At 54.8% G+C, this 22,909-nt stretch carries 28 protein-coding genes; 24 read left to right on the top strand and 4 right to left on the bottom strand.

Features of this window, described 5'->3' with window-relative positions; genetic code table 11:
- Positions 1 to 167 precede the first annotated feature (167 nt).
- From E0L13_RS10665 to raiA, 3 genes are all read left to right on the top strand, one after another.
- Positions 168 to 542 (top strand): desulfoferrodoxin family protein, encoded by a 375-nt coding sequence (locus tag E0L13_RS10665; RefSeq protein ID WP_168062294.1) that lies wholly within the window; start codon positions 168 to 170, stop codon positions 540 to 542.
- Positions 543 to 676: 134 nt separating this feature from the next.
- Positions 677 to 2,092, top strand: coding sequence for an aldehyde dehydrogenase family protein (locus E0L13_RS10660; RefSeq protein WP_168062292.1), 1,416 nt, complete (start codon positions 677 to 679; stop codon positions 2,090 to 2,092).
- 180 nt (positions 2,093 to 2,272) lie between these two features.
- Positions 2,273 to 2,797 (top strand): ribosome-associated translation inhibitor RaiA, encoded by a 525-nt coding sequence (gene raiA / locus E0L13_RS10655; RefSeq protein ID WP_168062290.1) that lies wholly within the window; start codon positions 2,273 to 2,275, stop codon positions 2,795 to 2,797.
- A gap of 79 nt (positions 2,798 to 2,876) precedes the next feature.
- On the opposite strand, the gene E0L13_RS10650 is transcribed toward raiA, so the two are convergent.
- Positions 2,877 to 3,746, bottom strand: coding sequence for a viroplasmin family protein (locus E0L13_RS10650; RefSeq protein WP_168062288.1), 870 nt, complete (start codon positions 3,744 to 3,746; stop codon positions 2,877 to 2,879).
- A gap of 339 nt (positions 3,747 to 4,085) precedes the next feature.
- Between E0L13_RS10650 and E0L13_RS10645 the strand changes: the two genes are divergently transcribed.
- The 3 genes from E0L13_RS10645 to E0L13_RS10635 are packed head-to-tail and all read left to right on the top strand — an operon-like array spanning position 4,086 to position 6,588.
- Positions 4,086 to 5,615, top strand: coding sequence for a carboxyl transferase domain-containing protein (locus E0L13_RS10645; protein ID WP_087477154.1), 1,530 nt, complete (start codon positions 4,086 to 4,088; stop codon positions 5,613 to 5,615).
- A 14-nt stretch (positions 5,616 to 5,629) separates the two neighbouring features.
- Positions 5,630 to 6,130 (top strand): hypothetical protein, encoded by a 501-nt coding sequence (locus tag E0L13_RS11915; protein WP_240924729.1) that lies wholly within the window; start codon positions 5,630 to 5,632, stop codon positions 6,128 to 6,130.
- Positions 6,131 to 6,162: 32 nt separating this feature from the next.
- On the top strand, positions 6,163 to 6,588 hold the full coding sequence (locus tag E0L13_RS10635; protein ID WP_168062286.1) for a biotin/lipoyl-containing protein: 426 nt from the start codon (positions 6,163 to 6,165) through the stop codon (positions 6,586 to 6,588).
- 168 nt (positions 6,589 to 6,756) lie between these two features.
- Here the strand turns inward: E0L13_RS10635 and E0L13_RS10630 are convergent, their stop codons facing one another.
- Positions 6,757 to 7,161 (bottom strand): thioesterase family protein, encoded by a 405-nt coding sequence (locus E0L13_RS10630; RefSeq protein ID WP_095629344.1) that lies wholly within the window; start codon positions 7,159 to 7,161, stop codon positions 6,757 to 6,759.
- Positions 7,162 to 7,315: 154 nt separating this feature from the next.
- On the opposite strand from E0L13_RS10630, the gene E0L13_RS10625 reads away from it, so the two are divergent.
- Positions 7,316 to 7,993, top strand: coding sequence for a hypothetical protein (locus E0L13_RS10625; RefSeq protein WP_206081635.1), 678 nt, complete (start codon positions 7,316 to 7,318; stop codon positions 7,991 to 7,993).
- 16 nt (positions 7,994 to 8,009) lie between these two features.
- Positions 8,010 to 9,047, top strand: coding sequence for an aminotransferase class V-fold PLP-dependent enzyme (locus tag E0L13_RS10620; RefSeq protein ID WP_168062284.1), 1,038 nt, complete (start codon positions 8,010 to 8,012; stop codon positions 9,045 to 9,047).
- A gap of 82 nt (positions 9,048 to 9,129) precedes the next feature.
- Here E0L13_RS10620 and E0L13_RS10615 read toward each other — a convergent pair whose 3' ends face one another.
- Complete coding sequence (locus tag E0L13_RS10615) at positions 9,130 to 10,641, bottom strand: DASS family sodium-coupled anion symporter (protein WP_206081634.1); 1,512 nt, start codon at positions 10,639 to 10,641, stop codon at positions 9,130 to 9,132.
- A 164-nt stretch (positions 10,642 to 10,805) separates the two neighbouring features.
- Entirely contained in the window at positions 10,806 to 12,464 is a 1,659-nt protein-coding gene (locus tag E0L13_RS10610) for an acetolactate synthase large subunit (protein ID WP_168062282.1), read from the bottom strand.
- Positions 12,465 to 12,679: 215 nt separating this feature from the next.
- On the opposite strand from E0L13_RS10610, the gene E0L13_RS10605 reads away from it, so the two are divergent.
- From E0L13_RS10605 to E0L13_RS10530, 16 genes are all read left to right on the top strand, one after another.
- Entirely contained in the window at positions 12,680 to 13,141 is a 462-nt protein-coding gene (locus tag E0L13_RS10605) for a DUF523 domain-containing protein (RefSeq protein WP_168062280.1), read from the top strand.
- A gap of 93 nt (positions 13,142 to 13,234) precedes the next feature.
- The gene (locus E0L13_RS10600; RefSeq protein WP_168062278.1) at positions 13,235 to 13,939 is read left to right on the top strand and encodes a FadR/GntR family transcriptional regulator; all 705 of its coding nucleotides are present in this window, start codon (positions 13,235 to 13,237) and stop codon (positions 13,937 to 13,939) included.
- A 166-nt stretch (positions 13,940 to 14,105) separates the two neighbouring features.
- The gene (locus tag E0L13_RS12030; protein ID WP_346766177.1) at positions 14,106 to 14,615 is read left to right on the top strand and encodes an S-layer homology domain-containing protein; all 510 of its coding nucleotides are present in this window, start codon (positions 14,106 to 14,108) and stop codon (positions 14,613 to 14,615) included.
- Positions 14,616 to 14,734: 119 nt separating this feature from the next.
- The gene (locus tag E0L13_RS10590; protein WP_168062274.1) at positions 14,735 to 15,337 is read left to right on the top strand and encodes a sigma-70 family RNA polymerase sigma factor; all 603 of its coding nucleotides are present in this window, start codon (positions 14,735 to 14,737) and stop codon (positions 15,335 to 15,337) included.
- 313 nt (positions 15,338 to 15,650) lie between these two features.
- Complete coding sequence (locus tag E0L13_RS10585) at positions 15,651 to 16,010, top strand: MerR family transcriptional regulator (RefSeq protein WP_168062272.1); 360 nt, start codon at positions 15,651 to 15,653, stop codon at positions 16,008 to 16,010.
- Positions 16,011 to 16,030: 20 nt separating this feature from the next.
- Positions 16,031 to 16,531 (top strand): cyclophilin-like fold protein, encoded by a 501-nt coding sequence (locus tag E0L13_RS10580; RefSeq protein WP_206081633.1) that lies wholly within the window; start codon positions 16,031 to 16,033, stop codon positions 16,529 to 16,531.
- Between the two features lie 15 nt (positions 16,532 to 16,546).
- Complete coding sequence (locus E0L13_RS10575) at positions 16,547 to 17,557, top strand: aldo/keto reductase (protein WP_168062271.1); 1,011 nt, start codon at positions 16,547 to 16,549, stop codon at positions 17,555 to 17,557.
- A 13-nt stretch (positions 17,558 to 17,570) separates the two neighbouring features.
- Entirely contained in the window at positions 17,571 to 18,224 is a 654-nt protein-coding gene (locus E0L13_RS10570; RefSeq protein WP_168062269.1) for an NAD(P)H-dependent oxidoreductase, read from the top strand.
- A gap of 36 nt (positions 18,225 to 18,260) precedes the next feature.
- Positions 18,261 to 18,704 carry a carboxymuconolactone decarboxylase family protein gene (locus tag E0L13_RS10565; protein ID WP_240924728.1) on the top strand — a complete coding sequence of 148 codons (444 nt, stop codon included), beginning with the start codon at positions 18,261 to 18,263 and terminating at the stop codon, positions 18,702 to 18,704.
- 132 nt (positions 18,705 to 18,836) lie between these two features.
- A complete protein-coding gene (locus E0L13_RS10560) occupies positions 18,837 to 19,862 on the top strand; it encodes a DUF362 domain-containing protein (protein WP_168062267.1) in 1,026 nt (341 codons plus the stop codon).
- 38 nt (positions 19,863 to 19,900) lie between these two features.
- On the top strand, positions 19,901 to 20,305 hold the full coding sequence (locus E0L13_RS10555) for a cupin domain-containing protein (RefSeq protein ID WP_168062265.1): 405 nt from the start codon (positions 19,901 to 19,903) through the stop codon (positions 20,303 to 20,305).
- A 26-nt stretch (positions 20,306 to 20,331) separates the two neighbouring features.
- Positions 20,332 to 20,853: a cupin domain-containing protein gene (locus E0L13_RS10550; RefSeq protein ID WP_240924727.1), complete on the top strand. Its 522-nt coding sequence runs from the start codon at positions 20,332 to 20,334 to the stop codon at positions 20,851 to 20,853.
- 12 nt (positions 20,854 to 20,865) lie between these two features.
- Positions 20,866 to 21,477, top strand: a complete 612-nt coding sequence (locus E0L13_RS10545; protein ID WP_168062263.1) for a flavodoxin — start codon at positions 20,866 to 20,868, stop codon at positions 21,475 to 21,477.
- Between the two features lie 32 nt (positions 21,478 to 21,509).
- Positions 21,510 to 22,007 carry a cyclophilin-like fold protein gene (locus tag E0L13_RS10540; RefSeq protein WP_168062262.1) on the top strand — a complete coding sequence of 166 codons (498 nt, stop codon included), beginning with the start codon at positions 21,510 to 21,512 and terminating at the stop codon, positions 22,005 to 22,007.
- An 82-nt stretch (positions 22,008 to 22,089) separates the two neighbouring features.
- The gene (locus E0L13_RS10535) at positions 22,090 to 22,341 is read left to right on the top strand and encodes a twin-arginine translocase TatA/TatE family subunit (protein WP_087477135.1); all 252 of its coding nucleotides are present in this window, start codon (positions 22,090 to 22,092) and stop codon (positions 22,339 to 22,341) included.
- Positions 22,342 to 22,355: 14 nt separating this feature from the next.
- Positions 22,356 to 22,874 carry a methylated-DNA--[protein]-cysteine S-methyltransferase gene (locus E0L13_RS10530; RefSeq protein WP_168062260.1) on the top strand — a complete coding sequence of 173 codons (519 nt, stop codon included), beginning with the start codon at positions 22,356 to 22,358 and terminating at the stop codon, positions 22,872 to 22,874.
- Positions 22,875 to 22,909 lie beyond the last annotated feature (35 nt).

Below are 22,909 nucleotides of genomic sequence, written 5' to 3'. Positions count from 1 at the left end.
GTTTCTGTCAAATATATACCCACAACAACTTGACACTGTCATAATCGTTATTTATTATTGACTTTTCCACTGAAATGGTATACAATAAGACCATAACAAGAGATAATAATTATTAGATAGAAAGAAATTTTAAAATTATTTTACGCATAGATGAAGGAGATTTCACCATGAAACATGTAGAATTTTACCGCAATGAAAAAGATAATTCCATTTTAGCAGTCGTAGGCGTTCAGGCTGAACAGGAAGTCGTCGTAGACGGTCAGAAATTGGTTCGCTTAGTTGCCGATTCTGTAGACGCCGCGAAGGAAAAACACGTGCCGGCTGTACGGAAAGAGGGCGGCCGCTTATTGGTCGAAGTCGGCTCGGTAACGCATCCGATGGAAGAAAAGCATTACATCGAATGGATTGCCCTGGTATCGGATGCATCCGTCGATATCCGCTATCTGAATCCCGGCGAAGCGCCGAAGGCCGAATTTGAAGGAACTTCCGGCGTCGTATACGCATACTGCAACCTCCACGGGTTATGGAAAACGGAAGTATAATTCGCAAATATTCCATATAGGCAGAGGCAATGGTTTCTGCCGATAAACGAAACGAGGCGCTGCCGCATGAAGGAAATCCTGTTCTTCGTGCGGCAGTTTTGGCATACGTATGAGAGAAAATCGAGGTGAACCTTATGAATTTTAAAATGCTGTACATAGACGGAGCGTGGACGCCCAGCGCGTCGGGAGCTTATATTGACGTAGAAAATCCGGCGAATAAAGAGAGATTTGCCTGCGTGCCTGAAGGAAACGACGCCGACGTAGACAAAGCGGCGAAGGCTGCGGCAGCGGCCCTTCCGGCCTGGGCGGCGACGCCTCTATCGGAACGGATGGAGTACATGAAGAAGATGCTGACGTATTTTAAAGAGATGGAGCCGCAGCTGACAGACTGCATTGTCAAGGAATTGGGAGCTCCCGTGTCCTTTGCCGCGGCCAGCCACGTCCGATACCAGTACGTGCGCACCCAGTCGTATATCGACTTGGCGGCTGGCCTTCCCTTGGTGGAAACCCTGACCCAGTCGACGGTATACCGGGAGCCCGTCGGCGTCGTCGGCTGCATTACGCCGTGGAATTATCCCTTGGGGCAGATTATCCAGAAGGTCGTCCCGGCGATTCTCGTAGGCAATACGGTTGTGCTGAAGCCGAGTCAGCATACGCCCTTAGCTGCCTATTATCTGACAGAGGCTTTTCATAAGGCCGGATTCCCCAAAGGCGTGTTCAACCTCGTAACCGGCCGGGGCAGTCAAATCGGAAATGCCATGTGCGACCATCCCCTGATCGACATGATATCCTTTACGGGATCGACGGAAGCCGGCATCGGCGTAGCCCGCAGGGCGTTGGCGACGATGAAGCGCATCAGCATGGAATTGGGCGGCAAGTCGCCCTGCGTTATTTTGAAAGGCGCAGACTACGAAGGGGCGGCGCGCATGTGCCTCGATTCCATCTTTCTCAATTCGGGGCAGACCTGCACGGCCTTGTCGCGCCTCGTCGTCCCGAAAGACGATAAAGAGACTGTCGAACGGCTGCTGCTGCAGCTGCTTCCGGAATACGTCGTCGGCGATCCAACCGACCCGGCCGTAAAGGTAGGCCCCGTCGCGTCAGAGCATCAATTCCAGACGGTATGCTCCTCTATCCAGAAGGGAATTGACGAAGGTGCGGCCCTGCTGGCAGGCGGATTGCCGCCGGCTCCGGAGAAGGGATATTATGTCTATCCGACGATTTTTACCGATGTGACGAACGACATGACCATTGCCCGCGAAGAAATCTTCGGCCCCGTCCTCTGTGTCCTTACGTATGACACGGAAGAAGAGGCCGCAGCCATTGCCAACGACACGCCGTACGGCCTGAACGCCGCCGTCTGGGGGCCGAAAGAGCAGGCTGTCGCGACGGCGCGGCGCATCCGGTCGGGCAACGTCTATATCAACGACGGGCCGCGCGACGTGACGGCCCCCTTCGGCGGATTTAAGCACAGCGGCATTGGCCGCGAAGGCGGGATGGACGGCATGCTTGAATTCACGGAGCCTCAGGCTTTATTTGACTGCGGGTCGTGAGCCGGAAAGGCTGAAGCGCTTCTGTCCCTTGCGGGCCTTAGGTTTTCTGCAAAATAATTAAAATCACAAGAAGGATTTCCTATATCCCTGTGGAATATTATATATATAAGGGAAGCAACCATGAGGTAGGAAAGCCATATCGTATCTGATGGACTTCCCGACGGAAAGGAAGGGATTTTTATGGCAACAACTGTTAGAGGCAAGAACTTAGAAATTACGCAAGCTCTGAAAGACTATGTATTGAAACGCGAAAAGAAAGTGACGAAATATTTCGACAACGAAGTAAACGTACAAGCAATGCTTTCCGTTGAAAAAGACCGTAAGATTGCAGAAATTACCTTGAAAGTAGACGGCGTCGTCCTCCGCGGCGTCGAAGCGAACGACGATATGTATGCCGCTATCGATTTGGTATACGACAAGATGGTTCGCCAAATCCATAAATATAAAACGAAATTGGCTCGCCGCATGAAGGGCTCGTCCTTCAACGCCGCCTTGGTAGAAGGGCCGGCGGAACCGGAAGAAACCTTTGAAATCGCCAGAACGAAGAAATTTGCCGCCCGCCCGATGGACGTCGAAGAAGCTATTTTGCAGATGAACCTCGTAGGCCACGACTTCTTCGTATTCCTAAACTCCAAGACCGATACGATCAGCGTCGTATACAAACGGAAACACGGCAAATACGGCTTGATTGAACCGGAATTCTAAGAGCCATGCTTGACTGATACAGATATACGATACGCCCGCTTTTGCCTTTTCAGAAGCAAGAGCGGGCGTTTTGTCTGCCTTAGGGATTGGCGTGGAACAGCTGGAATAAGGCGTTTTCGTCGTCCATCATGGCCTGGAAGCAGTAGAGCGTCGCCGCTGCGTCGGCCAGGCTGTCGTGCCATTGAGTTTCTCCGTAACCGTAGTGGGCGGCGCAGTCCTTCAGCTTGGCGTAGGAGCGCACGGGCTGATGCTCCGAATGAATGAAGGAATAGGCTTCGCCGGCGTCGAGTATCGGCAGGGCCGGCGGAAATGCGACGCCGGCCTGCCGCAGCATGCGCACGTCCTGCATCGTATTGTAGCCTACGACGAGCTGGGCCTGGGCAAACAGCTTGCTGAACAGCGGGGCGTAGCTGCTGAAGGAAGGGGAGTCCTGTACGCGTTCCGGCGTGATGTGGTGGATAGGCACCGTATCGTCCCATTCCGTTTGGCATTCTGGTTTGAAATATTGGTTGTATATGACGGTATTCCGGCCGTTGACGATGGAAACCTGCAGAATTTCGCCGTCGGCGGAAAGATCGGTCATTTCGACGTCGACGGCGTAGATGCGGCCGGCGTCGAGGGTGCGGATGAAGTCCTTGACTTGAGAGGATAAAGACCTGCGGCGAGCCAGCTCTTTTTTCTGCCGCCTTTCGAGGGGATACTCGCCGGGCTTGGCGAACAGTTCCCGATACAGCCAGCGCCGGGCCTGTTTATAGTATTTGAAGCTTTTGGAACGGGCGCCCTTAAAGCCCAGCGTGGCTCTTTCGTATTTGGCGAAGTCCGTAAAGATACCGATGCGCCGGCCTCTGCTGACGGCGTAGTACCGCGTCGGATTCTGAACATCCGGGTCCGGCTTGGCCCAGCAGGACGCGCGTATATATCGTTTTTTGTCCCCCGTATCGTAATTCATGGCTTCCTCCTGACTGCGTTTTGAAAAACTGTTTTTATTGTACTGGAAAAGCGGAAAAGTGGCAAATGGTATTATCTATGCCGACAAGATATGTCGGTATGGCTCTGGGAAAATATTAAAAATAATACGTCTTTTCTTTAGTTTATAATGGATTCGCAACATATATTCAGTATATATTAAAAGAGGATTCCAGTATACGAAAAAGGCCGGCCCATAGAGAAAAGGCGGCCTTTTATATAGAGTGAAAATGTATTATAATATATAAGTACTATACTGTTAAAATGCGAGTTTCTATGGTAAAATATAAAACTATGCGACATGTTGCAATGGAGGTGCATTATGGCTACAGTTCAAGAAAAAATCGCTCAATTTCATGAAAAACTGAAAACCATTGAAATGGGCGGCGGTCAAAAACGCATTGATAAACAGCACGCACAAGGAAAGATGACGGCACGGGAACGGCTGAACAAGCTCTTCGACGAAGGCAGCTTTACGGAAATCAGCCAGTTTATCCGCCATCGCTGCACGAATTTTAACATGCAGGAAAAAGACATTCCCGGCGACGGCGTCGTGACGGGATACGGCACTGTAAACGGCCGTCTCGTCTTTGCCTATGCCGAAGATTTTACCGTTGAAGGCGGCTCTCTCGGCGAGATGCATGCTCATAAAATCTGCCAGGTTCAGGAAATGGCCCTGAAGATGGGTGCTCCGATTATCGGCATCAACGACTCGGGCGGAGCGCGTATTCAGGAAGGCGTAGACGCCTTGTCCGGCTTCGGCCGCATTTTTATGAACAATACGTCGGCTTCGGGCGTCATTCCCCAGATCTCGGTCATCATGGGGCCCTGCGCCGGCGGCGCCGTATACAGCCCGGCTTTGACGGATTTCATTTTCATGGTTAAAAATACGTCGAATATGTTTATTACAGGACCGGCAGTTATCAAATCGGTTACGGCCGAAGAAGTTTCGTCTGAAGAATTAGGCGGCGCTATGACGCACAACTCCGTGTCCGGCGTAGCTCACTTTGCCTGCGAAAACGAAGACGACTGCATTGCTAAGATCAAATATCTCCTCGACTTCTTGCCGAGCAACAACATGGAAGAAGCGCCTATTGCCGAAACGAACGACGACCCGCAGCGTCAGGACGAAAGCCTGAATTCGGTTATCCCCGACAGCAGCAACATGCCTTACGACATGCTCGACGTCATAAAATCCTGCGTCGACAACGGCGAAATCTATCAGGTATTGGAAAATTACGCCTTAAATATCATTACTTGCTTCGCCCGCTTCGACGGCCAGACTGTCGGCATCATTGCTAACCAGCCGAAATTCCTGGCCGGCTGCCTGGACATCAACGCATCCGATAAGGCGGCCCGCTTCATCCGCTTCTGCGACAGCTTCAACATCCCCCTCGTCACCTTCGTCGACGTGCCGGGCTTCCTGCCGGGAACGACGCAGGAATTCGGCGGCATCATCCGCCACGGCGCGAAGATGCTCTACGCGTACTGCGAAGCGACGGTGCCGAAGGTAACCGTCGTTACGCGCAAGGCCTACGGCGGCGCGTACATCGCCATGTGCTGCCGCCAGCTCGGCGCGGACATGGTCTTTGCCTGGCCGACGGCTGAAATCGCCGTCATGGGTCCGGACGGCGCGGCCAATATCATCTTTAAGCGCGATCCGGAAAAAGAAAAGAAAAAGCAAGAATATATTACGGAATTTTCCACGCCGTACAAAGCGGCGGAACACGGCTATGTAGACTGCATCATCGAGCCGAAGGAAACGCGTCCCCGCATCATCGACGCCTTGGCTATGCTGTACAGCAAGCGGGAAGAACGCCCGTCTAAGAAGCACGGCAATATGCCGTTATAAGGGGAGGAATGGCTATGGATTTGCAACTATTGGCCCTGATCGTCTTGGCTATCCTGTGCGTGCTGCAGTGGCGTCATTCCGCAAGCCGTATGCAGGAAATGGAACGGAAGATTGCCGAGCTGGCAGAAGTGAAGGACGATTTGCAGCGCCTGTTGGCTAAGCAGGGACAGCAGACGGCATCTGTACCGGAAACAGCCGCGCCCCAGCCTGCGCAGGAAGAAGACGCGCCGAAGGAAGCGCTCGTTCCGACCCACGCCGTAGCAGCGCACCAGTCTGTCGTGCCCGTAGGGCAGCGGCAGCCGGCTGTCGTCGCCGCCCGTCCCATGGCGACCGTTCCGGCGGAACCTACGGCGCCGCAGGCCGACGCTTCCGACATCTCGCCGGAAGTCGTCGCCGTGATCATGGCGGCCGTCGCCGCTTACGGCTATTCGCCGGCGGCTATCCGCTCGATCAAAGCGAAAAAACGGCAGAATGCACACTGGATTATGGCCGGCCGCCTGGCCGGTATGCGGTAATAGATATACATTTTTCGCCAGGAGGATATAGAATGAAAAAGTTTAAAATAACGGTAAATGGACAAGCATATGAAGTAGAAGTAGAAGAAATCGGCGGCGCTGCGCCTGCGCCGGCAGCAGCTCCGACTCAGGCAGCTCCTGCTCCGGCTCCGCAGCCTGCCGCTCCGGCAGCTCCGGCCGCTGCATCTGCACCGGCGGCAGCCGCCCCGTCTCCGGCTGCTATGGAACCGATTCCCGACGGCGCCGTCGTCATCAAAGCCCCCATGCCCGGCAAGATTTCGGCGTTGAAATCCGAAGCCGGCCAGGCTGTCAAACGGGGCGACGTCCTGCTCGTACTGGAAGCCATGAAGATGCAGAACGACATTACGGCTACGGCCGAAGGCAAGCTCCACAGCCTGCGGGTCAACGTCGGCGACAACGTCAAGACCGGCGATGCCTTGGCCGTTATCGTACAGTAAGACGAGGGATACAGCAGATATTTGCAAAGGAGAGGGTCAAATTCCGCATTGAATTTGGCCCTTTTGGCGTACTTGTATTTGGAAGAGAGCTCTATTGTCCTGCAAGGGCTGATAAACGAAAACAACCCGCCGGTTCAGCTGAATCGGCGGGTTTTAACATGCCTGCAATTATTTTTTCAATTCTTTTTTCGCTTCGGCTTTAGCCAGGAAGGGAGCCGATTCGATGATGAAGCGGTCGTGCGTCGCTTCGCCAACCTTGCCGGCGTCGTCGAAGGCTTCGATTTTGAAGGACAGCTTCTTTCTGTCTTGTTCGACGAGGGTTGCCTTCGCCGTTACGGTCAGGCCGATAGGCGTAGCCGCCAGATGCTTGACGCTGATGGCGATGCCGACGGTGTTGTAGCCTTCGGGAAGCTGGCTTTCGCAGGCCAGGATAGCTGCGTTTTCCATCAGGGCGACGAGGGCCGGCGTAGCGTATACGGGCGATTTGCCGCTGCCCATTTTAATGGCCGTATTGTCCAGTACGACGACTTCGGAAATTTCACCCTGTGAATTCGGTTTGATTGTAAAGTCCATGATTATTCCTCCTAATTGCGATTAAATTACAGTACCACTATACCATACTTGCCGAGGCTATGTCACTATTTTTTGACACGGTACTTTAAATATTATAGAATAACGGTATTGGAAGTATCAACGATATGGAATGTATCCAAATGAGGATGTGACAATGGTGAATGTAAAAGCAGGAATACTCGCCGCGGCGGCCGTACTGTCCCTGACGATGCCGCTGCTGGCTAAAGACAAGGGGACGGAGACGCCCTTTCCGAACTGGGGGATTATTACCGTGCCCGATGGCCTGTATATGGAAGAAGGGTATCAGCCGCTGCTCACGGCGGAAAGCTACGGCAACGACGCGGCGGCTATGCTGGAACGGATTTATCCGATAGAGCCGCAGACGTATCAGCTGGTAAAGCGGGACGGCGCTTCGTTCCAATACGGATATATGCTCCGCTACAGCGCCAATATTTGGGAAGTCGAAGCGGCCATTGACCGGCAGCGCGAAAAGGCCGGCATACTGCACAGCGCCGGCGTCAAACCTAATATGGACGTGCTCATGGAGCGTACGGCGGCGTTGATGAAGCAGTGCCTGCCCGAAGGCTTCAAGGTCGTGCAGCCTATGAGCTCCCAAAAGTTCAAAGGCCATGTGTTTTATGAATGCACGCTCCAGCACAAGCTTATCATCAACGAGACGGATTTTGCCGAAACGATCCATTGCCTGGCCTGGCAGCACGGCAGCTCCGTAGAAATAGCCGTCCTGTTCGGCCATGGAGCCGATGGGGACGACAGCTTGATTTCCGTCATGACGGATATGCTGAAAAACGCTGAAAAAATGCCTAAAAAATAAATGAGGAGGAATACAGATGGTACGATTTGAATGCGATTATTTGGAAGGAGCGCCCTTGCCGGTGCTGGAAGCCATTGCCAAGGCTAATTTGGAGCAGAATCCGGGATATGGGTTCGACCCTCATTCCGACCATGCCCGCGATTTGATTCGCCAGGCTTGCCAGGCTCCGGAGGCCGGCGTATATTTTCTCGTCGGCGGCACCCAGGCCAACCTTACGGTCATCGCTTCCTGCCTGAAAAATTATCAGGGCGTCATCGCGCCGCAGACGTCCCATATTTTCAACCATGAAACGGGCGCTATCGAAGCGACGGGCCATAAAATCCTGTCGGTCGAAACGGCAGACGGAAAGCTGACGGCTCAGCAGGTCCGCGACGTCTGCCAGGCTTACTGGAAGGAAACGCACGCTCTGTTCTTTGTACAGCCCGGCATGGTCTATATTTCCCAGACGACGGAGGTCGGAACCATGTACAGCCGCGCTGAAATCGCCGCTATTCACGATGTCTGCAAGGAATACGGCATGAAATTATTCGTCGACGGGGCCCGCCTCGGCTATGCCCTGGCCGCGCCGGACAGCGACATGACCCTGGCCGACCTGCCGCAGATCTGCGACGTCTTCACCGTCGGCGGCACCAAGCAGGGCGCTTTATTCGGCGAAGCCGTCGTCATCATGGACGAAGACCTGTCCAAGGAATTTCCCTACCATATCAAGCAGCGCGGCGGCCTCCTGGCTAAGGGCTGGCTCTTGGGCGTACAGTATGAAGCGTTGTTTACGAATGACTTATACATGAAGAGCGCTCGTCATGCCGCCGACCTGGCCGTCAAGGTATATAAGGGTTTGAAAGAAGCAGGCTACTCCTTCTTGTACGAGCATCAGACGAATCAGCAGCTGCCGATCGTGACGGAAGAACAGCTTAAGACGATCAGCCAATCTTATTCAGTAGACCACTTTGCTGATTTGCCCGACGGCCGCATCGCCATCCGCATCTGCACGTCCTGGGCGACGAAGGAAGAAGATGTCGACGCCCTGCTGGCGTTTATGAAGACGCTGAAATAAGCGGTACAACGCAGCGATACAGAAAGACAGCCCTGAAACGGCGTGATTCCGTTTTCAGGGCTGTCTTTGTATATAGAAGCTATTAGGAAATAACCCATTTGACGACGTATATTGCCAAGGGGATGGTGACGCAGGCGATGCCGATGATGTCGATATATACGCCCGTCTTGATCATCTTGGTGATGGGGATGTAGCCGCTGGCGTACACGATGGCGTTCGGCGGCGTCGAGACGGGGAGCATGAAGCCCAACGACGAGGCTAAAGCGATGGCTACGGCGACGGGAACGGGATTGAAGCCGGCAGCCATGGCGGCCGTAATGCCCAAGGGGCCGACCATGTTGGTAGCCGCTGTGTGAGACGTGAGCTCCGACATGAGGAGCGACATGACGGCGAATACGGCGATGAGGGCTACCTCCGACGGATTGCCGCCGAGAGCGTCGATGATGAGCGTGCCGAACCACGTCGACAGGCCCGTTGCGTACATCATCGTACCCATTGACAGGCCGCCGCCGAAGAGGAGGAGGGTGCCCCATTCGATGCCCTTAGCCGCTTCTTTCCACGACAGGGTGAACTGCCGTTCCTTGAAGTTGACCGGCAGAAGGAATAAGGCCAGCGCGCCGACGAGGGCGGCGACGGCTTCGGGGAACAGGCGATTGTACAGCTTGATCATCGGGCTGCCCGGTTCGAGGACGATACTCATGATGCCTGGCGTAACCCAGAGGACGATGGCGACGATAAAGGCGATCAGCGTATTTTTCTGGGCCCGCGTCCATTTTCCCAGCTCCCTGCGGCGGGCGGCGATGAATTCGTCGGCGCCGGCGATTTCCGAAACCTCCAGCGGATACATGCGGACGAGAACGACGTAGGCGATGATGAAGTACAAGACGGTGCTGACGCCCCCCCAGACCATCCAGTCGAAGAAGGACACGTAGATGTGACTCATTTCGCTCAGGAAGCCGACGATAATCAAGTTGGGCGGCGCGCCGATCGGCGTGAGGGAGCCGCCGATGGATGCGGCGTAGGCCGTCATGAGCATGATGCCCGTAGCGTATTTTGACGTGTGCAAGTCCAAAATTTTGCCTTGGGCGGCGAACATTTCCTTAATAGCCCCCAACAACCCCAGGGCAATAGGGAACATCATGGCCGTCGTCGCCGTGTTGCTGACCCAGCCGGAGCACAGGGCTGTCGCCAGCCCCATAGCCAGGAGGATCTTCTTGGGATTGGAGCCGACCCAGCGGCGCGACAATAGCCAAAAGGCGAAGCGCTTGTCCAGATGGTGATGCATCATGGCCGTCGCCAGCATGAAGCCGCCCATAAACAGGAAGATGAGCGGATTGGCAAAGGCGCTGAAGGCCGTCGAAGCTGGTACGATGCCGATGACGACGGCCAGCGTCGGGCCGAGGAGCGCCGTGACCGGCAGGGGCAGCGGCTCTGTAATCCACCATAAGGCGACGAGCGTCATCAGGGCCAGCAGCTTATGAGCCGCCAGTGACAAGTCGGGCATAGGCGTTAAAAAGACGAGAAGGGCGCAGATCGGCGCGCCGAACAGACCGATGGTCCGCCTTCTCCGATCGAATGCAGATGTATGGCTCAATATAGGGCACCTCTTTCACATAAAATCAACTTGTCCGCGCGGAAGAAGGCCGCGCAGATATAAGCAACCTATATTATAGCACTATACTTTATAGTATTGTAGCAATATACTTTACAATACGGAAAAAGAACTGAAAAATTTCAGTCCTTTTTCGTATACTTCTCTTATAAATTTGGCATAAGCTCTTTTAAGTGTTCCGTCAGCTTCATGTTTTCGCCGTAATCGACGGGGCAGTCGATGATGACCGGCCGGTCTTGGGCGAAGGCCTCTTCCAGCGTAGGCAGCAGGTCCTCCGTCTTTTCGATGCGGTAGCCTATGGCTCCGACGCTTTCGGCGAATTTGACGAAGTCCGGATTGGTGAAATCGACGTAGGCGTGATGGCCGAACTGCATGTCCTGCTTCCACTTGATGAGACCGTAGCTGCAGTCGTTGAAGATGAGGGTGACGAAATTCGTGCCCAGACGGTAGGCCGTTTCAAATTCCTGGCAATTCATCATGAAGCCGGCGTCGCCGGTAATCGCCAGGACCTTCTTGTTGGGATGGACGAGCTTGGCGGCGATGGCGCCGGGGACGGCGATGCCCATGGTGGCGAAGCCGTTGGAAATGATGCACGTATTGGGCTTATAGCAGTTGTAGTGGCGGGCGATCCAGACCTTATTGGCCCCGACGTCGGAAATGACGATGTCGTCTTCGCCCATGACCCGGCGGCAGTCGATGAGGGCCTTCTGCGGCTTGACCGGGAAGGACAGGTCGGAGGCGTAGCTTTCGTGTTCCTCCACCATGCGGCGGCGGATATCCAGGGCGTACGTCGGCTTCTGCAGACGGGCGGCCTTTTCCAGGATGCGGCTCAGCGAGTCCGTAATATCGCCGACGACTTCTACGGCCGGCTCGTAATTCTTGTTGATGTCAGCCGGCATGGTGTCGATGTGGATGATGTCGGCCTGGCTCAGGTGCCACTTGGCCGGGGCGTATTCGATGATGTCGTAGCCGATGGCGATGACCAGGCTGGCCCGTTCCAGCACCTTGGTCTGGTAATCTTCCATGGGAATGCCTACGGTCCACAGGGAATAGGGGTTGTCAAAGGGAATGACGCCCTTGGCCATCATCGTGTTGATGACCGGAATTTTCAGCGTTTCGGCAAATTTCGTCAGCATGTCCGAGGCGTGGTTGCGGATGGCGCTGCTGCCGGCCAGGATGACCGGATTTTTGGCGTAGGAAATCATGGCTGCCGCCGCTTCGATCTGGGACTGCAGGGCCGTTTCCGGCAGGATGGCCTTGCGCTGCATGGGCCGTTCCGTATCGGCGACGGGCATGTGGCTGATGTTTACGGGCAAGTCGATGAAGGTCGCCCCCGGCTTTTCCCGTTCGGCGTATTTGAAGGCCAGACGGGTGATTTCAGCCATCGTGTCGGGGCGGACGACGGTGTAGGCCCGGCGGGTAATGGGCTCAAACATAGAGCGCAAATCTAAATACTGATGGGCCGTAATGTGCATCTTATCCGTGCCGACCTGGCCGGAAATGGCGACGAGGGGCGCGCCGTCGCAGTCGGCGTCGGCTACTCCCGTAATAAGGTTCGTCGCGCCGGGGCCGAGGGTCGCCATGCAGACGCCGGCCTTGCCGGTCAGGCGGCCGTAGACGTCGGCCATGAAGGCCGCGCCCTGCTCATGGCGGACGGTGATAAATTCGATTTTCGAACGTTCCAAGGCGTTCATGATAGACAGGTTTTCTTCGCCGGGAATGCCGAATATGTAATGGACTCCCTCTTCTTCCAGGCATTCGACCAGTAAATCGGCCGTATTGCGCTGTTTTTTCGTTCTTGTCATAGGAAATCTCCTTTCGTCGCTGCGTATCTTGCCCGTATTATAGTATGACCACTGTACTTTTGCAATTTTATCCCGTATAATTTAATGGAAATTTAATATTTTTTCATGGCGGCAATGGGCTGTATATGCCGTATATATGCGGTTTTTCCGTCATCGAAAGGAAAAAATTATTTTAATATATGAAAATGCATTTTTAAGAATAGGAGCGTGCAGCTATGAACGTATTGATAAGCGCCTGCCTGCTGGGCCTTGCCTGCCGCTATGACGGGCAGAGCAAAGCGTATTCTGCCATCGAAGCGCTGTGGAAAGAAACAGATATTCACCTCATTCCCTTTTGTCCCGAGCAGGGCGGCGGACTGGCTACGCCGCGAGATCCGGCGGAACGGCAGGGCGATGCAGTTCGGACGCAAAGCGGCCGGGACGTGACAGAGCAGTATCACCGCGGCGCGGCGATGGCTTTAAATCTGGCGCAGACCTTCGGCTGCACTGTCGCCGTGCTGAAAGAAAAAAGCCCGTCCTGCGGCAGCGGCCGGATTTACGACGGCACGTTTACGCGGACGCTGACGGCTGGCGACGGCGTGACGGCGGAGCTGCTGAAGAGACACGGTATTGCCGTTGTCGGTGAAAGCCAGATAGAGGCGTTTCTGGCAAATTGCACCGGCAAATACAGAATATAAACTCGCGAGGCTACTTTACAGAAACTCCGCGATTCTTTACAATAGGGGAAGGCGCTTAGTTCGCCGAGTATATAGATTGCAGGATGGATACTTATGGATTGGAACGAAATACGAGTCAGCTCTTCAAAGAGCATGTCGGATAAATTATTTGACGAAATCAGCCAGCGCATTCTTTCCGGCGAGTTGCCGGAAGGCTATGTCTTTCCCAACGAAGCCGTTCTCTGCGAAGAACTGCGCGTCGGACGCAGCACGATTCGCGAGGCCTATAAGGCCCTGGAGCTGTCGGGCTATGTGACGCGGAGCAAGAAGGGGACCTTTGTCAACAGCCGCCTGGACATCTTGAGCGCTACGCCGATCAAGCAGGCCTTTGTCTCCGCCGACAGCCGGGATTTCAACGAATTCCGCGAAGTTGTCGAGGTCAGAAGCGCCGAGCTGGCGGCCGAACGGGCGACGAAAGAAGATATTGCCGCCTTGCAGGATATCATCAAGGCGAGTAAGGCTTTGTACGACGCCGGCTATATTGACGACGTCGCCGCCAAGGACATGGAGTTTCATCGGGCTATCAGCAAGATGAGCGGCAATAAGCTGATACTGTCCGTCATGGTGATCATGACGCTGGCATGGAATAAAGGCGTGCGCCGCAACTTCTTTCATGCCATGACGCATAATCCGCAGATATTCCATGACATGTATTCGCAGCATGAAGCAGTCGTCCAAGCGATTGCCAGCGGCGACGCCGAACGGGCGGGAGCCGCCATGAAAGCCCACATCGGCTGCGTTACGGCACCTTTAGAATAAGAAATATAGAATGAGTACAAAATGACGCAGCAAATTGGCTGCGTTTTTTGTTTACCTGTTGACAAATCGCAAGTTGTCTGCTATGATTACATCATAAACGTTGTCAGACAAGATGTAATAAATAACAAGGTTCGGTTTTTCACGTAATGGAGAGGAGAAGATGTATGTGAGTCAGTATGAAATGGATGAAAAGGGGACGAAATATCGCTGGCCCGTATTTATTTCTACGTTCTTGTCGTATATATTCGATAATTACGATAACGTTATCTTGGCGATATCCATGCCCGTCCTAATCAGCGTGCTGAATATTTCCTACGTCCAGGGCGGACTGCTCGTATCCGTCACGATGGTCAACGCCTTGGTCGGCGTACAGACGGAAACGGATACGACGACCATGTTCCCGGATGTGCCGGAAAACCACTGGGCCTATGAAGCTGTCGCAGCCATGGCTAAAAGCGGCCTCGTCAAGGGTTATCCGGACGGCGAATTCAAGGGCGATCGCACCATGACCCGTTATGAATTTGCCCAGATCGTCTACAACGCTATCCAGGCCGGTGCAGAAGTAGACGCTCGTCTGGTGGAAGAATTCAAGCCGGAATTGGAATACTTCCACATCGCTACCGTCGCGAAGGACAAAGACGGCAACCCGACGATTGAACGCGTACGGGCCAACTAATTTCATACAAAGGGGAATAGCGCTCAGTTCATAGCTGACGCAGCACAAGTAAAACGAGTCGGGGGAAACCTCGGCTCGTTTTTTTCTATCATTTTATTCGTTTAAAGGAGGAATTTTCCATGAACCAAACCATACGCCGGTGGATTGACCGGGCGCAGAAAGGCGAGGAAGAAGCGGTTTTGCTGATTTTGCAGCAGTTTCGGCCCTTGATTTACAAGTATGCCTGCCATTATCAGTATTGTTATGATTCGCTGGACGAGGCCATATCGGTGGCGCAATTAGCTATGCTCGAATGTATTCACGCTTTTGACATGTCCGGCAGCGAGGAAGCCCACAAGGAGTTTCGCCGGGCTGTCGACAGGGTATTTAAAAGGGAGAGCAGATGGTTTCAGACGTATGTCAAGATAATAGAGCATATGCTTCATGTCGACGAGGTTATCGAGGCGTTGGGAATGTCTGGCGGCGATGAGCAAGACCCGCAGCGTCGAGCCGTTGCAGCGGAATTGCAGGAAAAGGTTCGCCAGTGTTTGGCTCATTTGACCGAGAAAGAACGGCAATTTCTCCATCTGCGGTATTATGCTGACCTGACGTATGCTGATATAGCCCGCCGCTGCGGCCTGTCCCTGTCGCAGACGCACAAGCTGACCCAAGCGGCCATGGCGAAGTTTTGCGACATAATGTATCGGTATGACGTACATCCGTTGAACGGCGAAGAGTCATAAGGAGTAGATACAAACAGAGACGGCGTCAGAATGACGGACCGTCTCTTTGTCATATCCTCATGTCTTATGGCGTTATTCTATCTTTCCGTTTTTATCCTTGCTGCATCCTATGGCAGCTGCGTTCTGGCGAGTAGTTACCACGTGTCATCGATGATGGCCTCGGCTATTCTGGTTGAGGGTATGTTATGGAAATTTTCTCTCCAGTAAATCATGCCTGAATTGTATTTCTTAACAAAGAATACAAGTATTGGACGGTGGTTCCGGCGGGACGTATACTAAAACCATAGAAAGGAACGACGAGAGGAGGGATTCAATGACCATTGACGAAGTATGCCAACGGTACTGCATTCCTAAAAGCGTACTGGAAGAATACGAAAAGCTCGGTCTGTGCAGCTCTGTAAAATGCGTCATGGGCCAATGGCAGTACGACGATACGGACGTGGAGCGGCTGAGCCTGATCATGACCCTTCACGACGTAGGGTTTACGAACGAAGAGGTAGAGACGTACATGCGTCTTCTCTTGTCCGGCGGCGACACGAGGGACGCGCGGCTGAAAATGCTGGACAAGTTGCGCCAGCGGGCCGTCGACGAAATCCATTTTCATCAGAAAAAATTGGACTGGCTCGACTATCTTCGCTACCAAATCCGGCAGCATAAAGAGAAAATCGTATGACGAGGGGGAAGGATGAGAGTATGAGACAGGTCAAACAGTATCTAATGGCCGGGGCCGTTGCCCTGACCGTCTTGTCCCTGACGGCCTGCGGCTCGGCGGCGGAGAACGCGGCTTCTTCCAACCGTCCCGCGGCGTCGGCGAAGGCCGCAGAAGAGCAGGCGCCGTCGGAAACGCAGCTCGTCCGCGTGACGGATAGCCAGGGGACGACGCTGCCCCTGCATCTGAACGGCAGCCAGGCGGCAAAGGACTTATGTGCTCAGCTGCCGCTGGATATTGCCGTAGAAAACTACAGTACGAACGAAAAGATTTTCTATCCGCCGAAGAAGCTCAATACGGCCGATACGCCTATGGCCAAGCCGAGAGTCGGCATGGTAGCGTATTATGCGCCGTGGGACGACGTCGTATTGTTCTACGCGCCTCTGAACGGCGGCGAGCTGTACGAATTAGGATATGTAGAAGAAGATGCCGGCCAGATTGAGAAGCTGAGCGGCACGCTCCATATCGAGCAGGTACATCCATAGGAAGGGGGATATCATATGGAGTATACGAAATTAGGCAATACGGATATTACGATTTCCAAGCTGTGCCTCGGCTGTATGAGCTTTGGCGACCGGGCCAGCAAGATGCACGCCTGGACCCTGAATCAGGAGGACAGCGAAGCTGTTATCCGGCACGCTTTGGATTTGGGCATCAACTTCTTCGATACGGCGAACTGCTATTCCGCCGGCACGAGCGAAGAATATCTGGGCCGGGCTATCAAACGCAACGCAGCCCGGGACAAGGTCGTCCTGGCGTCGAAGGTTTACTTCAACGACGCCCATTTATCCAGAGAAGCCATCCAACGGGAAATCGACGGTACCCTGCGCCGTCTCGGCACGGAGTATCTTGATTTGTACATTATTCACCGCTTCGATTACGGCACGCCTATCGAGGAAACGATGAAAGCGTTGGACAGCCTGGTCAAGGCCGGCAAGGTGCGGGCCTTGGGCGCGTCGGCCATGTACGGCTACCAATTTTACAACATGCAGCTGGCGGCGGAGCGAAACGGCTGGACGCCTTTCTCGTCCATGCAGAATCACTACAGCCTGCTGTACCGCGAAGACGAACGGGAGCTCATCCCTATTTGCAGGCAGATGAACGTGTCCCTGACGCCGTACAGCCCCTTGGCGGCGGGACGGCTGGCGCGGTCCGATTGGAAGGCTGATACCCTGCGCAGCCAGACCGACAAGGTGGCCGTAGAAAAATACGACAGTACGCAGGTCATGGATTCGCGTATCGTCAAGCAGGTGCAGGACATTGCGGCGGAACACAACGCGACGATGCCCCAGATTGCCTTGGCTTGGCAATTTGCCAAGGGCGCGGCGTCTCCTATTATCGGCGCGACGAAGGCGCGCTACTTAGACGACGCGGCCGGGGCATTTGACGTGACGCTGACGGAAGACGACATGGCGCGGCTGGAACAGTTTTACCTGCCCCATACCGTCGTCGGCGCTCTAGATGAAGGCAAGCCGTCGCCGTCGGTACTGGCGGCCAACGTCGGGACGTAAGGGAGGCATTGGCATGGATCGGCGGGAATTTTTGAAATGGACGGGAGCCGGCGCGCTGACCTTGTTTCTCAGCGGTTGCGGCAATATATTGACCCGGGCTGAAAGCGCGTCCGGTATCGTTGGAGGAGGTAAGCATATGAATATCGTCGTAGTGACGGGAAGCCCTCACAGAGCGGGCACCTCGGCTTTGTTAGCCGACAGATTTATTGAAGGAGCCCAGAAGGCGGGCCACAACGTATTCCGCTTCGACGCGGCCTTTGAAGACACGCATCCCTGTCAGGGCTGCGACCACTGCGGCATGGACGGCGACTGCATATTCAACGACGCTATTTCGCAGAAGCTCATGCCGAAGATGCTGGAAATGGATTTGATCGTGCTGGTCACGCCGCTGTACTATTACGGCATGTCGGCCCAGCTTAAGACCGTCGTCGACCGCTTTTATTCGCGGACGGGACGGCTTCACGGCAAGAAATCCATCCTCATGGCTACGGCCTGGAACAGCGCCGACTGGACCATGGAGGCCCTCGTCCATCATTATGAAACGCTCGTGCGCTACATGGAATGGACCGACGTCGGGCAGGTATTGGCCGTCGGCTGCGGCTATCGGGCCCTCATCGAGCAGTCCCAGTTCCCCGACCAGGCTTATCGCCTGGGGGCCAGCTTATAAATGGAGTATCTCTGTACTTGACGAGGAGGTCTTGGAATGAACTTTTTGAAAATGAAGAAAAAGGTTGCCTCTGTAGTGGCAGCCGCGATGATTACAACGACATTAGTACCGATGGGAGCGATTGCAATGGCAGAAAATCAAACGGAAAAGAAAGCAGTAAAAATTGTACAAACGGCAGGACGGGATCAGCTCGGCGAATTTGCCCCTGAATTTGCCCGCTACAACGACGACATTTTATTCGGCGAGGTCTGGTCGCGCAACGATAAATTGTCCCTTCGCGACCGCAGAATCGTGACGGTGTGCTCGCTTATCGGCTCGGGCGTCATCGACAGCTCGCTGAAATACCACTTGGCGACGGCTAAGAAAAACGGCGTGACGCAGGAAGAAATGGCGGAAATTATTACCCAGCTCGGCTTCTATGTCGGCTGGCCGAAAGCCTGGGCGGCCTTCAACATGGCTAAGGAAGTATATGCCGAATAATCTGCAGTACGGTAAATTTTACGGAAAAATACCTTGACATAAAGTTAACTCTAACATTTATAATGAAACATAATTAAAGTATATGGATACCGTGTATTTATACATGACGGTTATACAAAGGAGTGACTTTAGATGAAAGATTTGTCGAGACGGGATTTCTTTAAATTGGCCGGCGTAACGGCTGCCGGCGTGGCCTTGTCGGGCGTAGGACTGACGGACTTGCTGGCCCAGGCCCCCGTCGTCGGGGCGGCCGACGTGACGGGTAAAGCGACGGCGGGTTCGCGGGCCAAGGTGTACTTTACGAAGCACATCGACGCGGCCCATCTGATTGCGCTGTATGATAAGATCAACGAAGGCATTTACGGCAAGGTAGCCGTCAAGCTCCACACCGGCGAAAAGCACGGCCCGAACATCCTGCCGCGGGACATGGTCAAGGACTTCATGGCTCATATCCCCGACAGCACGATCGTCGAAACGAACACGCTGTACGCCGGCGACCGCTATACGACGGAAGGCCATCGGGAAACGCTCAAGGTCAACGGATGGACCTTCTGCCCCGTCGACATCATGGATGAATTCGGCGACGTCAACCTGCCTGTCCGGGGCGGCAAGCATCTGAAGGAAGTCGCCATGGGCGGCCACATCGTGAACTACGATTCCATGGTCGTCCTGACCCACTTCAAGGGTCACGCCATGGGCGGCTTCGGCGGATCCATGAAAAACATCGCCATCGGCTGCGCGTCGGGACAGGTCGGCAAGCGTCAGGTCCACGGCGTAGCGGGGACGCCGCCGGAAGACTGGGGCGCCTGGCCGGCGAAGGAACATCTCATGGAGCTCATGGCCGATTCGGCGAAGGCAACTGTCGATTATTTCGGAAAGCACATCGTGTTTATCAACGTCATGCGCCGCATGTCTGTCGACTGCGACTGCGCCGGCACCAGCGCGGCCGAGCCGACTATCCCCGATATCGGCATCGTGGCCTCGACGGATATTCTCGCCGTCGACCAGGCCAGCGTCGATTTAGTATACGGTCTGCCGTCGAGCCAGAATCACGACTTGGTAGAACGCATCGAATCGCGCCGCGGCCTCCATCAGCTGCAGGCTATGCGGGACCTCAAGATGGGCAACGACCAATACGAGCTGATTTCTATTGACTAACTATGTACATTTTGTTTCGTAAGAAAGAAGGATATACGATGAATGAAAGAGAAAAAGCAGGGTTGTTCGGCTTAGGCCAGACGAACGACGCCTATGCCCAGTATTTTGTCGGCCAGAGCTATTTGAATTTGCTGACAAAGGACCGCCTGGTTACGGCCAACGTCACCTTTGAGCCGGGCTGCCGCAACAACTGGCATATCCATCATAAGGGCGGCCAGATCCTCTTGTGCACGTCGGGCCGGGGCTATTACCAGGAATGGGGCAAGGAACCGCAGGAGCTTCATCCCGGCGACGTCGTCAACATTCCGCCGGAAGTGAAGCATTGGCACGGCGCGGCTCCCGACAGCTGGTTTGCCCACGTAGCCATCGAAGTACCGGCAGAAGGGGCGTCCAACGAATGGTGCGAGCCCGTCGACGCCGAAGCATATAACAAGTTAAAATAATACGTTTACCTAAAGGAGAATGACTGATGAAAAAGATAATGCCTTTCCTCATGACAACGCTGGCGGCACTGTCCTTTGCAGCCGCAGCCCCTTCCCCAAGCATGGCCGCCGATACGGCGAAGCCGGCCCAACGAGTTACTATGTCCGAAGCCGAAGCCGGCGCGGGCATGTTCGGCCTCGGCAAGACCAATGACGCCTACGCCCAGTATTTCATCGGCCAGAGCTATTTAAATCCCTTGGTAAGTGCGCCTATGGGAATTTCCAACGTCACCTTTGAGCCGGGCTGCCGCAACAATTGGCATATCCATCATAAGGGCGGCCAGATCCTCTTGTGCACGTCGGGCCGGGGTTACTATCAGGAATGGGGCAAGCCGGCTCAGGAACTTCATCCCGGCGACGTCGTCAACATTCCGCCGGAAGTGAAGCATTGGCACGGTGCGGCTCCCGACAGCTGGTTCGCCCACATTGCCATCGCCGTGCCGGCTGAAGGCGCGTCCAACGAATGGCTTGAAGAAGTAGACGACGCTCAGTATCGTCAGCTGAAATAGGAGTGAGATAGGATGAAAAAATTAGTTACAATGATAGTAACGGCCTTTGCGGCCTTGATGCTCGTCGGCTGCGGCGCGTCGGAAAGCGGCTCAGCCAGCGCGGCGGCTCCCCAGGCGAAGGCGGGAGCTATTGCCGATACGATAGACGGCGGCCTGCAGGGCAAGAAGGTCCTCGTAGCCTACTATTCGTGGAGCGGCAACACCAAAACCGTGGCCGAACAGATTCAGCGGGAAACGGGCGCTGATATCTTCTTTATCCAGCCGCAGACGGCATATCCCGGCGATTACCGCGAATGCGTCGATATTGCCAAGAAGGAAATGAATGAAAACGCCCGTCCGGCCGTCGCCAATAAAGTAGAGAACATGGATCAGTACGACGTCGTATTCGTCGGCTACCCGATTTGGTGGGGCAAGGCGCCGATGTTCGTGTACACCTTCCTGGAAAGCTATAATTTCCAAGGCAAGACCGTCGTTCCCTTCTGTACGACAGGCGGAACGCCTATCGGCGGCAGCATGGCCGACGCGCAGAAGTCGGCGGCAGGAGCACAGCTCGTACGGGGCAGCGATTCGTCCGACCCGGCGGCCGTGTCGAAATGGCTTAAGGATATTCACGCCGTGCAATAAGCAGATGAGCGCATAGAAAGGGAGGGGAAACGATGAAAGGAATAGCTTTATTGAGCGGAATCATCGGAGCGGCCGTCGTCGTTTCCGCCTTCTGCGCCTTTGGGCCGGGCAGGGCCGACGCGACGGAAGAGCAAGTCGTCGTCATTGCGCCGATCCAGCCGGCCTATGCCCGTCAGATAGACGTGGCCTTCGAAGGAGGCCGGGCTCGCGTCGGCTTGCTCGATGAAGAAGCGGCGATGGAATTTGCCGAACGGCAGCCCTTGTCCATCCAGCTGGAGCGGAAGCCCGAGCGGATTGTCGTAGCCGGCGTGCCTGACGGCGTTTTCCAAGGAACTCGCGGAAGCGTAGCAGCGCCGGTCATCGGCGACGTCGTCATGGACGTCCGAGCCAAAGAGGTATTTATCTGCTGCCGCGATATGGACGCATCGGACGGCCGCGTTCTCCTGGGACACGTCACATCCGGCATCGAGCCGCTGTCGCGCATGGACGGCGCCTTTGAAGCCTTCGCCATGGCGGCGGAAGATTTGTAAAGTTTTTGCGGCGGCGCTTTTTTATTTTTGCAGGCCGTGATACAATAAAGGCGACGTTTTTATAAAGAAAGAGGGACACACCATGCATTTAGGCGCACAGGAATTGATAGTTATCTTATTGATTGTCTTGATCTTGTTCGGCGGGAAAAAAGTCGCCGGCCTGGGAAAAGCGATGGGGACGAGCCTGCGCGAATTCAAGGAAGAAGTCAATAAGACGAGCGACGCCGTCAAAGACGGGGCCGACGCGGTGAAAGCCGAAGCGTCGGAAGCAAAGCAAGCGGCCGAAGGGGCCGTCAAGGCGGAAACGACAGACCGAAAGAACGAAGCAAACTAGACGGGAGCACGACGATGTATTGGAAGACGACGTATCTGTCGCCTGTAGGCGAATTAACCTTAGCGGAAAAAGACGGCTGCCTGGCCGGACTGTGGATAAAGGGGCAGAAATATTATCTGGCGTCCTTGGACGAGGACGATGTGTCCGACGGGGACACGCCGACCTTGGCTAAGGCGAAGGGCTGGCTTGACGAATATTTTGCCGGCCGCCGGCCGTCCATCCTGGCCTTGCCTTTAGCGCCCCGGGGAACGGACTTTCAGCGCTGCGTGTGGCAGCTCCTGTGTCACATTCCCTATGGGCAGACGAAGACGTACGGCCAGATAGCCGAGGAAGCGGCAGCGCTGCGCGGGATCCCCTCGTCGGCCCGGGCCGTAGGAACGGCTGTCGGGCATAATCCTATTTCCATCATCATACCGTGCCACCGCGTCGTCGGCGCACAGGGCCGCCTCACAGGCTATGCCGGCGGCATCGATAAGAAAATACAGCTCTTAACGCACGAAGGAGCCGACATGGCGCGGCTTCGCCGATCATAACTGCATATATGAGAAAAAAGCAGCTTGCCGAAAAG

Origin of the sequence: Megasphaera sp. SW808 (genome assembly GCF_012027795.1) — a bacterium.
GTDB lineage: Bacteria > Bacillota > Negativicutes > Veillonellales > Megasphaeraceae > Megasphaera > Megasphaera stantonii.
This window is presented reverse-complemented; position numbering and strand designations above follow the sequence as displayed.